The organism is Amycolatopsis sp. NBC_00345, from assembly GCF_036116635.1.
Taxonomy (GTDB): domain Bacteria; phylum Actinomycetota; class Actinomycetes; order Mycobacteriales; family Pseudonocardiaceae; genus Amycolatopsis.
This window is the reverse complement of the sequence record NZ_CP107995.1, coordinates 214,998-229,109: the sequence shown is the minus strand read 5'-3', so window position 1 is coordinate 229,109 and position 14,112 is coordinate 214,998. Positions and strand designations below refer to the sequence as shown.

Sequence of the window (14,112 nt, the reverse complement as noted above, 5' to 3'; positions counted from 1 at the left end):
TGGATTACCTGCTCGGATAGATCGAAACGTAGACCGCGGTGCGGTCCTGGCCGGGTGCGTCGGGGCGGTGGCGGAACTCGTCCAGCAGGTCGCCCAGCCGGTTCTTGAACTCTTCGACGTCCTCGGGCGGGACCTGGAAGACCAGCCGGGAGGAGTCCACCTCGCCGGGCTCGGCCTCGGCCAGCTCCGCCAGGTAGGCCTCGAGCATCGCCCGGATGACCGGCGCCGTCTCGGCGTCGTGTTCGAGCAGCCAGGACAGCCCGGTCGAAAGGTAGGGGATCTCCTTCGCGCCGCGGGTCCCCCGCCGCGGCTCCTGCGGGGCCAGGAAGCCGGTCTCCACCAGCTTGCGGACGTGGTGCAGTGTCGTCGCCGGGTCGCGGCCCAGCCGCCCGGCCAGCTCCTTGTTGGTCATGGCCTCGAAAGAAGTCAACCGGATGATGCGCAGGCGTATTCCGGACGCGAGCGCGGCGGCCTCGGCCTCGGTCGAGGGACGTCGTTTCGTCGGCACGCCCACAGCCTAAGGAGGGTTAAGTGATTGACACTTTCCAATCACTCGAAGACACTCTTTCGGGTGAGTAGGGATTCGCTCTTCTTCCACGCGGACTTCCGCCGGCTGTGGGCCGGGGACACCGCGAGCCAGCTCGGGATGTTCGTCGGCATCACGGCGGTCCCGCTGCTGGCGGCCGTGACGCTGGCGGCCACGCCGTTCGAGATGGGCCTGCTGACCATGGCCGAGACGCTGGGGTTCCTGCTGCTCGGGCTGCCCGCCGGCGTGTGGGTGGACCGGCTGCCGCGCCGGCCGGTGATGCTGACTGCCGACGTGGTGCGCGCCGTGCTGATGCTGAGCATCCCGGTGGCCTGGTGGGCGGGCGTGCTGACGATGCTGCAGCTGCTCGTCGTGGTGCTGCTGACCGGCCTGGCGACGGTGTTCTTCGACGTCGCGTACCAGGCGTACCTGCCCGCGCTGGTGGGCCGCGAACACCTGCTGGAGGGCAACGCGAAGCTGCAGGCCGTCCAGTCCACGGCGCAGATCGCCGGACCGAGCGCGGCCGGTGTGCTGGTCCAGGTCATCGGCGCGGCCAGCACTGTGCTGACGACCGGCCTCGGCTACCTCGTCTCCGCGCTGTGCCTGTGGCGGATCCGCACCGTCGAGTCCGTGCCGGAGCGCACCGGGCAGGAGCGCCTGCTGCCGCAGATCGGCGAGGGCATGCGGTTCGTGTTCGCCGACAAGCCGCTGCGCGCGATCGTCGCGTGCACCGCCACCGCGAACCTGTTCGGCGCCGCCGCGCAGGCCGTGCAGGTGCTGTTCCTGACGCGCACGGCCGGGCTGCCCCCGGCGGCGGTCGGCGTGCTGCTGGCCGTCGGCGGAGTCGGCGGCATCCTCGCCGCGCTGTGCTCGGGCGCGATCATCCGCCGGATCGGCCAGGCGCGGTCGATCTGGCTGGTCCCGCTGCTGGTCTGGCCGGGCAACCTGCTCGTGCCGCTGGCCGCCCCCGGCTGGCGGCTGGCGCTCGCCGGGTCCGGCCTGGCCGCGGCCGGGTTCGGCGTGATCCTCTACAACGTCGCACAGGTCTCCTACCGCCAGGCCATCACGCCGGACCGGCTGCTGGGCCGGATGAACGCGAGCGTGCGGTTCGTCGTGTGGGGCGCGATGCCGCTGGGCGGCCTGCTGGGCGGCGCGCTCGGCGAGACCGTCGGGCTGACCGGCGCACTGTGGATCGCCGTGATCGGCGAACTCTGCGGCGCGCTGTGGGTCGTCTGCTCGCCGCTGCGGCGGATGCGGGATCTCCCGGCCACGGAGAAAGGCGCTTTGACGCCCGCCTAGAGTTGGTCCATGAACGCAACTCCCAGCCCCAGCCCACAAGTCCCGGACAAGGTCGGTGTCGACGGTCTGGAGGCCAAGTGGGTACCGGTATGGGAGAGCGACATCGTCTACCGATTCGACCGCACGAAGCCGCGTGAGGACGTCTACTCGATCGACACCCCTCCGCTGACGGCGAGCGGTTCGCTGCACATCGGGCACGTTTTCTCCTACACCCACACCGATCTCGTCGCGCGGTACCACCGGATGCGCGGGCGCGAGGTGTTCTACCCGATCGGCTGGGACGACAACGGCCTGCCGACGGAACGCCGTGTGCAGAACCATTTCGGCGTGCGCTGTGAGCCTTCGCTGCCCTACGATCCGGGCTTCCGGCCGCCGGAGAAGCCGGGCAAGAACGCCGTTCCCGTGTCCCGGCGCAACTTCGTCGAGCTGTGCCAGGAGCTTTCGGAGACCGACGAGAAGGTCTTCGAGGACGTCTGGCGCCGGATCGGGCTTTCGGTCGACTGGAGCACGGCGTACCAGACCATCGACCCGGCCACGACGCAGATCTCGCAGCGCGGCTTCCTGCGCAACCTCGCGCGCGGCGAGGCTTACCAGTCCGAGGCGCCGACGCTCTGGGACGTCACGTTCCGCACCGCCGTCGCGCAGGCGGAGCTGGAGGACCGCGAGCGGCCCGGCGCGTACCACGACCTGGTGTTCCACACGGCCGAAGACGCCGAGGTGCTCATCTCCACCACGCGCCCGGAGCTGCTGCCCGCGTGCGTCGCGCTCGTCGCGCACCCGGACGACGAGCGGTACCAGCCGCTGTTCGGGAAGACCGTGCGGACGCCGGTGTTCGGCGTCGAGGTCCCGGTGCACGCGCACCACCTCGCCGATCCCGAGAAGGGCACCGGCATCGCGATGGTGTGCACCTTCGGCGACACGACCGACGTGACGTGGTGGCGCGCGTTGCGGCTGGAGACGCGGCCGGTGCTCGGCCGCGACGGCCGGTTCCTGCCCGAGCCGCCGCGTGACGTGCCGGCGGAGGCGTACGCGCCGCTCGTGGGCAAGACCGTCCACACAGGACGCCAGATCCTGGTGGACCTGTTGCGGGAGAAGGGCGCGCTGCGTGGCGAGCCGCGGCCGATCACGCACCCGGTGAAGTTCTACGAGAAGGGCGACCGGCCGCTCGAGATCGTCACCAGCCGCCAGTGGTACATCCGCAACGGCGGGCGTGACGAGGAGCTGCGCGCGCGGCTGCTCGACCGTGGCGCCGAGTTGCAGTGGGTGCCCGCGCACATGCAGGTCCGCTACCGCGGCTGGGTCGAGGGCCTGACGAGCGACTGGCTGATCAGCCGTCAGCGGTTCTTCGGCGTGCCGATCCCGCTCTGGTACCCGCTGGACGCCGGCGGCGAGCCGGACCACGACGCCGTGCTGGTGCCGGACGACACGAGCCTGCCGGTCGACCCGAGCACCGACGTGCCGCCGGGCTACACCGCGGACCAGCGTGACGTGCCGGGCGGCTTCACCGCCGAAGTGGACGTCATGGACACCTGGGCGACGTCGTCGCTCACGCCGCAGATCGCCGGTCGCTGGACACTGGACGACGACCTGTTCCGCCGCGTGTTCCCGTACGACCTGCGGCCGCAGGCGCACGAGATCATCCGCACCTGGCTGTTCTCCACGGCCGTGCGCGCGGAGCTGGAGGAGGGCGTGCTGCCGTGGCGCCGGGCGGCGATCTCCGGCTGGGTGCTCGACCCGGACCGCAAGAAGATGTCGAAGTCGGTCGGTAACGTCGTCACCCCGGCCGACCTGCTGGAGAAGTACGGCTCGGACGCGGTGCGGTACTGGGCGGCGAGCGCGCGGCCCGGCGTCGACACGGCCGTGGACGAGGGCCAGATGAAGGTGGGCCGGCGGCTGGCGATGAAGCTGCTCAACGTGAGCCGGTTCGTGCTCGGCCTCGGGCTGCCTTCTGCCGAGGCGGTGGCTTCGGAGCCGCTGGACCGTTCGGTGCTGGCGGCGCTTTCGTCGGTCGTCACTGAGGCGACGGCGGCGTTCGAGGCGCTCGACTACGCGCGGGCGCTGCAGCTGAGCGAGACGTTTTTCTGGACGTTCTGCGACGACTACGTGGAGCTGGTGAAGGGCCGCGCGTACGGCGACCGCGGCGAGGCGGCGGCGCAGTCCGCGCGGGCGGCGCTCGCCACGACGCTTTCCGCTGTGGTGCGGCTGTTCGCGCCGTTCCTGCCGTACGCGACGGAGGAGGTCTGGTCGTGGTGGCAGGAGGGCTCGGTGCACCGCGCGCCCTGGCCCGCCCCGGTCCCGGTCGACGGCGACCCGGCTCTGCTCACGCTGGCGGGCTCGGTGATCGCGGCGGTGCGGCGCGCGAAGACCGACGCGAAGGTGTCGATGCGCGCAGGCGTGGAATCCCTGACGGTGACCGCCCAGCCCGACGTGCTCACCGGTTTCGGCGCCATCGAGGCGGACATCCGCACCGCGGGCACGGTCGCCTCGGTCAGCACCCGCTCCGGCGAGGGCGACCTGGCGGTCGAGGTGACGATCGGCTCCTGACGGCGGCCGCCGCCGGTGCTCACGCGCCGGCGGCGGCCCACCAGCCTTCGTGGCATCGAGGCCTGGTGGCTACGCCTTTAGGGTGACTTCCAGGCTTGAGAAGCTCCGGTGCGACCTAATTGTCGGGGCTGGTGTCGATGATGGAGCAAAGGACGGGAGGCACTGATGACGCGCACCGAAGAAGTCTCCACTGGCCAGTTGCTGCAGCGAAGGGACGACCTGCTGTCAAAGGTGGGCATGGACCTTCAGACCTTCGCGGACCGCGCCCAATCATTCAGGCTCGTCGGTGACGAGTGGAACGTCTGGGACGAACTACGCAACATCGCGTTCCTGCTGGGCGATGACAAGTCCTGATCTGCCGGGTGAAGTCGCTCGGTTCACCGCTGAAACCGAGTCGCTTCTTCGTGCCTGCTTCGACAACGTCCCCGGGCCGAGTGTCGAAAGCCACGGCGATCGAGTGGTCGTCAAGATCCCGCCCATCGTGCTGACGGGCGGAGGCCAGGAACTCGCCGAACTTCATGTGGTCCAGCGTTTCTGTCTCGACAGCACGGAGCAGTACCTGGCTGTCGACCAGTCCGTCTTCAAGCTCAACGCGATCATCGACCGGACGCCGGTTTTCCGATATGACTACGATCGGCAGGCTCGATCCAAACCGTCGTCCCACCTCCAGGTTCATGCCCACCGTGGGGCACTCTCACATCTGCTGTCGCAGGCCGGTCACACCAAGCCGCACGAACTGGCCGCCCTCCACTTCCCCACCGGTGGAGCGCGTTTCCGCCCTTGTCTTGAAGATGTCGCCGAATTCCTCATCCGGGACTTCCGGCTGGACGCCCGGCAAGGCTGGGAGCGCGCCGTGCACGAGGGACGCGAGCGATGGCGCCGTCTGCAGCTGAGGGCCACGGTGCGAGACATGCCGCGAGACGCCGCCGAAGTGCTGACCGGCCTCGGCTACCAGATCACCCGCCCTGCCGACGGCGACCCCCACGACAGCGCAAAGGCGCTCCACAACTGGTGAAAGCGCTCACGCGCCGGCGGCGGCCCACCAGGCTTCGTCGAGTTCGCCGCGGGCGACGATCTCCGCGGGGCCGGTCAGGGTGGACGCGCCGCGGGCCACGGTGACCACCACGCGGCCGCCCGGGATGTCGACCGTCGAGGAGCCCGTGTCGGTGCCCGCGAGGTGCAGGGCGGCGGCCACGGCGGCGACCGTGCCGGTGCCGCAGGCGCGCGTCTCCCCCACGCCGCGCTCGTGGACGCGCATCCGCAGCGCGCCGTCACCCAGCAGGTTGACGAACTCGAGGTTCACCCCGGCGGGGAAGAAGTCGTGGTCGAAGTCGGGCTGGTGCTCCAGGTCGAGGTCCGCCACGTCGTCGTCGAGGACCGAGACCAGGTGCGGGTTGCCCACGTCCACGGCCACGCCGGAGAACGGGCGGCCCGCCACCACCGTGACCGACGTGCCGGTGATCGTCGCCGGTCCCATGTGGACGGTCACGGAGCGGTCCGGGTGGACCACCACCGGACGGTCGCCCGCGCGGGTGCCGACGGTGAACTCGCCGTCCTCGGCCAGGCCCGCTTCCACCAGGTACCGCGCGAACACGCGCACGCCGTTGCCGCACATCTCCGCGATCGAGCCGTCCGCGTTGCGGTAGTCCATGAACCACTCGCCCGCGGAATCCAGGCCCGCCACGCCCGACCGGACGACACGCAGCACGCCGTCCGCGCCCAGCCCGCGCTGCCGGTCGCACAGCGCAGCCACCCTGGCCGGTGTGAGGTCGAGGCGGCCGGACGGGTCGGGCAGCAGCACGAAGTCGTTCTGTGTGCCGTGCCCCTTGAGAAACTCGATGCCGCCCATGGCTCCAGGTTACCGGCCGAGGACGTCGAGTACGCGTGCGGCCAGCTCGCCGGAAGCGCCGTCGAACCACTGGATCCGTTTGTCCCGGCGGAACCAGGAGCGCTGCCGCCGGACGAAGCGCCGGGTGGCCTGCGCGGTCGACGCGGCGGCCGCCTCGAAGTCCCCTTCACCGTCCAGCTCCGCGAGCACCTGCTGGTAGCCGAGCGCACGCGAAGCGGTCTTCCCTTCGCGCAGCCCGCGCCCGGCCAGCTCCCGCACCTCGTCGACGAGCCCGGCCGCGAACATCCGCTCCACCCGCAGGTCGACGCGCTCGTCCAGCTCGGCGGCCTCGCGGTCGACGCCGACCAGCACGGTCCCGTAACGCGCCGGCCCCGGCTTCGGCAGGTTGGCCGAGAACGGCTCGCCGGTGATCTCGATGACCTCCAGCGCGCGCACGATCCGGCGGGTGTTGGTCGGCAGGATCGCGGCGGCCGCGGCCGGGTCGCGCTCCCCCAGCCGGGTGTGGAGCGAGGCGGTGCCGAACTCCGCCGCCTCCGCGTCGAGCCGGGTCCGCACGGCCGGGTCCGTGCCGGGGAACCGCAGGTCGTCGAGCACCGCCTGGACGTACAGGCCCGAGCCGCCGGCCAGCACCGGGACGCGGCCCGCGGCCAGCACGTCCTCGATCCGCTGCCGGGCGTCGCGCTGGTAGGCGGCGACGGAGGCGGTTTCGGTGACGTCGAGGACGTCGAGCAGGTGGTGCGGCACCCCGCGCCGCTCCTGCTCGGTGGCCTTCGCGGTGCCGATGTCCATGCCGCGGTAGAGCTGCAGCGCGTCGGCGTTGACGACCTCGCCGCCCAGCGCCAGGGCCAGCTCGACGGCCAGCGCCGTCTTCCCGGTGGCGGTGGGGCCGACGACGGCCACCGGACGGAGCGGCTGAGCAGGGCTGATCACGCCGGTTGACGCTACCTGGACGGGTAGCGCCTGCGGACACGGAGCGTCCCGGAGAAGTAGGATCACTGGCTTCGGGTGACTCAGCCGGTACCACGGTCGACGCTGAGCTGCTTGAATGCCGCTGGGGCCCCATGCCCCCGGAGCACTACGCGTAACCCGGCCCCGCCGCACGGCGGGGCGCCCGCACCAGCGGGCGTACAGGCGATAAGGAGCCTGCGATGGCCCAGGAGAACACGTCTACCGGCACCCCGGCGCCGCACCCGGTGCCGCACGCGCACGGCGGCGGGCACACCGCACCGCCCGTGCCGCCCGCCGAGCCGGCCCCGTCCACCTGGGGCCGGGTCGACGCCGAGGGCGCTGTCTTCGTCTTCACCGCCGACGGCGAGCGGGCGGTGGGGGTCTGGCAGGCCGGCAGCCCGGAAGAGGGACTGGTCCACTACGCCCGCCGCTTCGACGACGTCCGCACCGAGGTCGAGCTGCTGGAGACCCGGCTGCACTCCGGCGCCGGGGACCCGAAGCACGCGCTCTCCACCGCCACGCAGCTGCGCGACGGCCTGGCCGAGTCGGCCGTGGTCGGGGACCTGGTCGCGCTGGGCGCCCGCCTCGAGTACGTGATCGGGGTGGCCGAGAAGGCGCTGGCCAACGTCAAGCAGGAGCGCGAAGAGGCCCGCGCGGCCGCCGTCACGCGTAAGCAGGCGCTGGCCGAGGAGGCCGAGCAGATCGCCGCCGAGTCGACGCAGTGGAAGGCCGCGGGCGACCGGCTTCGCTCGATCCTGGACGAGTGGAAGACCGTCAAGGGTGTCGACCGCAAGACCGACGACGAGCTGTGGAAGCGGTTCTCCAAGGCGCGCGAGGGGTTCAACCGTCGCCGCGGCTCGCACTTCGCCGAGCTGGACAAGCAGCGGGCGACCGCGAAGCAGCGCAAGGAAGAGCTGATCGCGGAGGCCGAGTCGATGGCCGAGTCCGATGACTGGGGCACCACCGCGGGCCGCTACAAGGACCTGATGACCGAGTGGAAGGCCGCCGGCCGCGCGCCGAAGGACAGCGACGAGGCGCTCTGGCAGCGTTTCCGCGCGGCGCAGGACGCGTTCTTCGCCCGCCGCTCCTCGGTGTTCTCCGAGCGCGACGCCGAGTTCTCCGGCAACGCCGCGCGCAAGGAGGAGCTGCTGGTCGAGGCCGAGAAGATCGACGTGGCGGCGAACTTCGAGGCCGCGAAGAACGCGCTGCGCAAGATCCAGGAGCAGTGGGACGACATCGGCAAGGTGCCGCGCGAGCGCATCCGCGAGCTGGACGGCAGGCTGAAGGCGGTCCAGGACGCGGTGAAGTCCGCCGAGGACAGCCGCTGGCGCCGCACGGACCCGGAGGCGCAGGCGCGCGCCGCGCAGTTCCGCGAGCGCGTCGAGCAGTTCGAGTCCCAGGCCGAGAAGGCCCGCGCCGCGGGTGACGAGCGCCGGGCGAAGAAGGCCGACGACCAGGCCGCGCAGTGGCGCGAATGGCTGCAGGCGGCGGAGGCCGCGGTCGCCGACCGCTGACCCGTTACGCGAAGGCTCGTGAGTGTTTATGACGGTTAGAACCGTCATAAACACTCACGAGTCTGTTCAGGCGCGGGAGAACGCGGTGCGCATCCACAGCGTCGCGAGCACGATCGTGGCCGCCCAGGCGATCAGCAGGCCGATGCCAGGGCCGCCGCCGGCCGCGCCGGAAGCGTGGGCGGACTGCTGGGACCAGACCGCGAGCAGGCCGTCGACCGAGGCGAACCAGCCGCCCGCGGCGCAGCACCAGGAGACCCACCAGCGGCGCGTCACCAGCCCGACCGCGCCGGCCAGCACGCCGATCACCGTGGACGTCGCGGCGAACAGCTGCGGGATGCCGCCGCCCTGGCCGGCCAGCACCTGGTAGCCGCGGTGCTCGCCCACCCAGGGCAGGATCAGCGCGACCAGCAGCACGAAGATGAACACGGCGATAGTGAAGCCGCGCCGGCCCAGCTCGACCGTGCGCGAGGCCCGCTGGCCCGCCTCGTCGATCTCCTCGGTCAGCTGCGGGCCCACCTCGGCGGACGTTCCCGGTTCGGTCACAGCGCACACCCACTCACCGGGGCGGGCTGCGCCGCCGGGGCTCCGAAGCCCGGCAGTCCCAGCGTGACCCCGCTCGTCTTGGGCCGAAGACCGGCTTCGGCGTTGTCGCCCGCCCTGGTGCGGCGGTGCGTCAGCAGGTCGCCGTCCGCGACCAGGTGGTGCGGGGCGCCGTAGCTGATCACGGCCTCCACCACGTCACCCGGGCGCACGGAACCGTCCACAGCGGACCCGGCGGGTGTGAAGTGGACCAGCCGCCCGTCGCGGGCGCGGCCGCTCATCCGGTGCGTCTCGGCGTCCTTGCGGCCCTCGCCCGAGGCGACCAGCAGCTCCACCCGGCGGCCGACCAGGTTCTTGTTCTCCGCCCAGGAAATCTCGTCCTGCAGCTCGGCGAGACGCTCGTAGCGCTCCTGCACGACCGCCTTCGGCAGCTGGTCCGCCATCGTGGCGGCCGGCGTGCCGGGGCGCAGGGAGTACTGGAAGGTGAACGCGCTGGAGAACCGCGCCTCGCGCACCACGTCCAGCGTCGCCTGGAAGTCCTCCTCGGTCTCCCCGGGGAAGCCGACGATGATGTCGGTGGTGATGGCGGCGTCCGGCATCGCGGCGCGCACCTCTTCGAGGATCTTCAGGTACCGCGCGGAGCGGTAGGACCGGCGCATCTCGCGCAGCACGCGGTCGGAGCCGGACTGCAGCGGCATGTGCAGCTGGTGGCAGACGTTCGGCGTCTCGGCCATGGCGTCGATCACGTCGGAGGTGAACGCGGCCGGGTGCGGCGAGGTGAACCGCACGCGCTCCAGCCCGTCGATCCCGCCGCAGGCGCGCAGCAGCTTGCCGAACGCGAGCCGGTCGCCGAACTCGACGCCGTAGGAGTTCACGTTCTGCCCCAGCAGGGTCACCTCGAGCACGCCCTCGGCGACGAGCGCCTCGACCTCGGCCAGGATCTCGCCCGGCCGGCGGTCGCGCTCCTTGCCGCGCAGGGACGGCACGATGCAGAACGTGCAGGTGTTGTTGCAGCCGACCGAAACCGACACCCAGCTCGCGTAGGACGATTCGCGGCGCGCGGGCAGCGTCGAGGGGAACGTCTCCAGCGACTCGAGGATCTCGACCTCGGCCTCGGCGTTGTGCCGCGCGCGCTCCAGCAGCGCCGGCAGCGAGCCGATGTTGTGCGTGCCGAACACCACGTCGACCCACGGCGCCCGCTTGACGATCTCGCCGCGGTCCTTCTGCGCCAGGCACCCGCCGACGGCGATCTGCATGTCCGGGTTCGCGGTCTTGTCCGGCCGCATGTGGCCGAGGGAGCCGTACAGCTTGTTGTCCGCGTTCTCCCGGACCGCGCAGGTGTTGAACACGACCAGGTCCGGCTTCGCCACGCCGTCCACCGCGACGTAACCGGCCTCTTCGAGCTGGCCGGCGAGCCGTTCGGAGTCGTGCACGTTCATCTGGCAGCCGAAGGTGCGGATCTGATAAGTGCGCGCGTTCATCACCGGCCAGCGTAACCCTCGCCCGCCTCGGCAAAACCGGCGCCCACCTCGCCGTTCCCGCTTCACGGGGCGGTTATGACCGGCTCAACCGCGGGTAACCGCCCCGTTCCACCGTCACTGGGGCCCATCGTGGCGGTCTTCGTGCTCCCGGCCCCGCGTCTGGCACGATCGCCCCATGCGGTGGAGGCGGATGGCGGCGGTCGCGGTCGCGGTGGTGGCGGCCGGCGCGCTGCTGGCCGGCTGCGGCCCGAGCTTCTCGGGGCTGCGGCTGCGCATCGCGACGGGCTCGCAGGGTGGCGTGTACAGCGACCTCGCCCAGCCGCTCGCCGACGCGTGGGCCGCCGACCTGGGGATCGAACGGCCCACCGTGTTGTCGACGCAGGGCTCGCGCGACAACCTCAACCGCGTGGAGTCGGGTGGGGCCGACGTCGCGTTCGTGGCCGCCGACCTCGCCGCCGAGGCCGCCGCCGCGAAACCCGGCAAGCTGGCCGCGCTGGCCCGCATCCATGACGACTACCTGCACATCGTGGTGCGCGCGGACTCGCCGTACACCTCGGTGCCGATGCTGAAGGGGCACCACATCGCCGTCGGCTCGCCGGAGTCGGGCGTGGAGTACATCGCGGAGCGCGTGCTGCAGGTCGCCGGGCTGCAGGACTCGGTCACCGTGCAGCAGCTGAGCCTGGACGACTCGCTGAAAGCGCTGGAGAACCACACCGTCGATGCCCTGTTCTGGTCCGGCGGCCTGCCGACGCCGCTGATCACGCAGTACACGGAGAAGGTCGGCCTGCGGCTGCTCGACATGTCCGCCCTGATGCCCGGCATGCAGGCCTTCAGCTCGGTCTACGGCACCGCGACGATCCCCGGCAGCACCTACAACCAGCCCGGCCCGGTGACCACGCTGGTGGTGCCCAACTTCCTGGTCGTGCCCACCTCGATGTCGGACGCCGTCGCCGAAGCCCTCACCCGCGGCCTGTTCGACGCGCGCCCGGCGCTGGCCGCGGCCAACCGCGCGGCCCTGTCGATCGACGTGCACCCGGGCATCGAGACCGAGCCGCTGCCACTGCACCCGGGCGCGCTCAGTTACTACCGGAGCGTGAAGACCTAACCGCCCCGGAGAGGTCAGCTCGGCCGCCATAACACCGCCGCGACCGTCGAGGCGACGGCGAGCGCGCCCGAAGCGACGGCCGCTGCGCCGAGCCGCCGGAACCTTCGCGCCCGTTCACGGCCCCGGCGTTCCTCGGCATCGCGCACCGCGACGCCCGCTTCGAGGAACCGGCGTTCCCGGCCGGTCAGCCTCGCCCGCGCCGACCACGCCAGCACGAATTCCAGCCGCGCGCCCCGGTACAGCACGGCCGGATCGCCGTTCGCCTCCTCCCACAGGCCGGTGGCCTCGGTCAGCCTCCGGTGCACGGCGAGGCCGGGCCGGTCGGTGGCCAGCCAGCCACGCAGCCGCGGCCAGCCGCGGATGAGCGCGTCGTGGGCGACGTCCAGGCCGTCGGCGTCCACGGTGACCAGCCGCGCGCGGACCAGGCGCTCGAGCACGACGTCCAGGTCCGGGCCGCTGTCCAGCTCACGGCGGTGGACGTGACGCGCGGTGTCGTCGGCGTCTTCGCCCGGCTCGGTCAGGCGTGCGAAGAGATCACGGGCGATGGCCCGCTGGACGTCGTCGAACTCGTCGTAGACGTCTTCGGCGACGCGCACCAGCGACCGGGTGATCCCGCCGGCCGCGCGATACGCCTCCAGCGTCAGCGCTCCGCCGTGCCGCCACGTTTCCCTCAGCGCTCTGGAAACCAGCGGGAGCGCGCCGGGCTGCCGCGCCGTTTCGGCCATGAGCGTGGCCAGCAACGCGTTCTCCACCCGGTGGCCCGCTTCGGCGGCGGGCCGCACGATCGCCGAGCGCAGCTGCTCGGTGGTCATCGGGCCGACCCCGCACCTGTGCCGCGCTCAGCACGCCGGCCAGTCCGGGAACCACGGCGCACCGCGCCAGGAAATCCGTTCGGACGCCCAGGACGACCCGGACCCGGCTGTCCGGATTCCGCGCCGCCTGGCCGAGTGCCGCCAGGAACGCGTCTCGCTCGCCGCCGGCTCGGCACCGGGTGAACACTTCTTCGAACTGATCGAGGACGATCAGCAGCTCCGCGTCCGGTCCGGTCACGGCCCGCCGGGCATACCGGTGCAGATTCGCGGGATCGGCTGCGAGCCCGGCGCGCACCCGCCCCGCCGGTTCCCCGGTCAGCGCCGCCAGCCGCGCCGCGCATTCCTCGAGCGGAAGCCGCCCGGGGGTCATCAGGATTACCGGCCCGGCCCCGTACGCACGTATTCGTGCGACGAGACCGGCCCGGAGTACCGACGATTTCCCGGCTCCGGAAGCACCGGAAACGACCAGGAAACGCTCCGAATCCACCATTCCGGCCAACCGCGCGACAACATCCTCCCGGCCGAAGAACCGATGGGCGTCGTCCGGTTCGAACGCCGGGTCTCCGGGAAACGGCTCCGCAGTGACTTTAGGTAATCCATTGGCCACGCCGAGTTCGGCGACGGCTGCCCGGTAACGCTCTTCCCATTCGGCGACGTCACCCTCGCACGCCCGAACATAAGCCCTGGTCACCGCCAGCGTCGGCAGCTTCCGGCCCGCCGCCGCGTCGGATAGCGTCCCGGCCGCGTAATGCGCTCTCCGGCCCAGCTCCCGATACGGCGGACTTCCCGCTTTCTCCCGCAGTTTCCGCAGATCCACCGCGAACTGCGACAAAACTCCCCCATCCGCGACAAGCGGACGCTCGCGCTTTGGCATGACGCCACCCCCCTCAGGCGAATCCCATTGTTCGGAGTTTGTCGTTCGCTGTCCAGCACTCCACCGCGAACAACCCCAACGCACTAGACAGGGACGAGGCCGATCGGATCCAGCCGGCCGACCAGAAACAAATTCACATTGAATACAGCAGGGGGAGTTACGCATATGAAGAACACCAAGTTCACCCGGATCGGGGTCGTGGTCGCGGGGGCGGCGGCCGTTGTCGGCTCCGTGGCACTGGCGGGCACGGCCTCGGCGGCCACGGCGGCGCCGACTGTGCACGAGCACCTCGTGTACCCGAGCCCGGGCGGGGTTCAGCCGGACCACGTATCGAGCTTCGTGACCACCTATCACGACAGCAACCGGTGGACGGCCAACGTGCGGGTCGACTCCGGCCGCAGCGGCGCCGTGACCCGCTGCTCGGACGGCAGCGTCCGGTACGGGCCGGCGCAGGGGCCGGGCTACTGGGCCTTCGGCGGCAACTGCTCCGGCGCGGGCACGCTCACCGCGTTCGGCTGGTACGACCAGTGATCCGCTGAGACACCGGAACCGAGGGCCCTCTCCGCACGGGGAGGGCCCTCCCGTCGTGCCGCAGCTTCGCCGATCAATGCGCCCACGGG

The 14,112-nt window shown here is 71.5% G+C and carries 13 protein-coding genes and 1 pseudogene; 7 read left to right on the top strand and 7 right to left on the bottom strand.

Annotated features, from left to right (window positions below; all coding sequences use genetic code 11):
* Nucleotides 1-4: 4 nt before the first annotated feature.
* Nucleotides 5-508, bottom strand: coding sequence for an ArsR/SmtB family transcription factor (locus tag OG943_RS01080; protein WP_328607764.1), 504 nt, complete (start codon nt 506-508; stop codon nt 5-7).
* Between the two features lie 63 nt (nt 509-571).
* On the opposite strand from OG943_RS01080, the gene OG943_RS01075 reads away from it, so the two are divergent.
* The 4 genes from OG943_RS01075 (at nt 572) to OG943_RS01060 (ending at nt 5,384) form a co-directional block, all read left to right on the top strand.
* On the top strand, nt 572-1,825 hold the full coding sequence (locus OG943_RS01075) for an MFS transporter (RefSeq protein WP_328607763.1): 1,254 nt from the start codon (nt 572-574) through the stop codon (nt 1,823-1,825).
* Between the two features lie 9 nt (nt 1,826-1,834).
* On the top strand, nt 1,835-4,369 hold the full coding sequence (gene valS, locus OG943_RS01070; RefSeq protein ID WP_328607762.1) for a valine--tRNA ligase: 2,535 nt from the start codon (nt 1,835-1,837) through the stop codon (nt 4,367-4,369).
* A 165-nt stretch (nt 4,370-4,534) separates the two neighbouring features.
* Nucleotides 4,535-4,723 (top strand): hypothetical protein, encoded by a 189-nt coding sequence (locus OG943_RS01065; RefSeq protein WP_328607761.1) that lies wholly within the window; start codon nt 4,535-4,537, stop codon nt 4,721-4,723.
* A gap of 103 nt (nt 4,724-4,826) precedes the next feature.
* Nucleotides 4,827-5,384 (top strand): hypothetical protein, encoded by a 558-nt coding sequence (locus tag OG943_RS01060; protein WP_328607760.1) that lies wholly within the window; start codon nt 4,827-4,829, stop codon nt 5,382-5,384.
* Between the two features lie 6 nt (nt 5,385-5,390).
* Here OG943_RS01060 and dapF read toward each other — a convergent pair whose 3' ends face one another.
* Nucleotides 5,391-6,218 (bottom strand): diaminopimelate epimerase, encoded by an 828-nt coding sequence (gene dapF, locus OG943_RS01055; protein ID WP_328607759.1) that lies wholly within the window; start codon nt 6,216-6,218, stop codon nt 5,391-5,393.
* Nucleotides 6,219-6,227: 9 nt separating this feature from the next.
* The gene (gene miaA / locus OG943_RS01050) at nt 6,228-7,148 is read right to left on the bottom strand and encodes a tRNA (adenosine(37)-N6)-dimethylallyltransferase MiaA (RefSeq protein WP_328607758.1); all 921 of its coding nucleotides are present in this window, start codon (nt 7,146-7,148) and stop codon (nt 6,228-6,230) included.
* A 218-nt stretch (nt 7,149-7,366) separates the two neighbouring features.
* Between miaA and OG943_RS01045 the strand changes: the two genes are divergently transcribed.
* Nucleotides 7,367-8,680, top strand: coding sequence for a DUF349 domain-containing protein (locus OG943_RS01045; RefSeq protein WP_328607757.1), 1,314 nt, complete (start codon nt 7,367-7,369; stop codon nt 8,678-8,680).
* A gap of 66 nt (nt 8,681-8,746) precedes the next feature.
* Here the strand turns inward: OG943_RS01045 and OG943_RS01040 are convergent, their stop codons facing one another.
* Together OG943_RS01040 and miaB are read right to left on the bottom strand one after the other, a co-directional pair.
* On the bottom strand, nt 8,747-9,196 hold the full coding sequence (locus tag OG943_RS01040; RefSeq protein WP_442874771.1) for an Rv2732c family membrane protein: 450 nt from the start codon (nt 9,194-9,196) through the stop codon (nt 8,747-8,749).
* 23 nt (nt 9,197-9,219) lie between these two features.
* Nucleotides 9,220-10,701 (bottom strand): tRNA (N6-isopentenyl adenosine(37)-C2)-methylthiotransferase MiaB, encoded by a 1,482-nt coding sequence (miaB, locus tag OG943_RS01035; protein ID WP_328607755.1) that lies wholly within the window; start codon nt 10,699-10,701, stop codon nt 9,220-9,222.
* Between the two features lie 175 nt (nt 10,702-10,876).
* Here miaB and OG943_RS01030 point away from each other — a divergent pair, with 175 nt between their 5' ends.
* A complete protein-coding gene (locus OG943_RS01030) occupies nt 10,877-11,806 on the top strand; it encodes a TAXI family TRAP transporter solute-binding subunit (protein ID WP_328607754.1) in 930 nt (309 codons plus the stop codon).
* 14 nt (nt 11,807-11,820) lie between these two features.
* Here OG943_RS01030 and OG943_RS01025 read toward each other — a convergent pair whose 3' ends face one another.
* Together OG943_RS01025 and OG943_RS48270 are read right to left on the bottom strand one after the other, a co-directional pair.
* Nucleotides 11,821-12,618: an nSTAND1 domain-containing NTPase gene (locus OG943_RS01025; RefSeq protein ID WP_328607753.1), complete on the bottom strand. Its 798-nt coding sequence runs from the start codon at nt 12,616-12,618 to the stop codon at nt 11,821-11,823.
* An 82-nt stretch (nt 12,619-12,700) separates the two neighbouring features.
* A pseudogene (locus OG943_RS48270) lies at nt 12,701-13,492 on the bottom strand (ATP-binding protein); the annotation flags it as partial.
* Between the two features lie 165 nt (nt 13,493-13,657).
* Between OG943_RS48270 and OG943_RS01015 the strand changes: the two are divergent.
* The gene (locus tag OG943_RS01015; RefSeq protein ID WP_328607751.1) at nt 13,658-14,023 is read left to right on the top strand and encodes a hypothetical protein; all 366 of its coding nucleotides are present in this window, start codon (nt 13,658-13,660) and stop codon (nt 14,021-14,023) included.
* Nucleotides 14,024-14,112 lie beyond the last annotated feature (89 nt).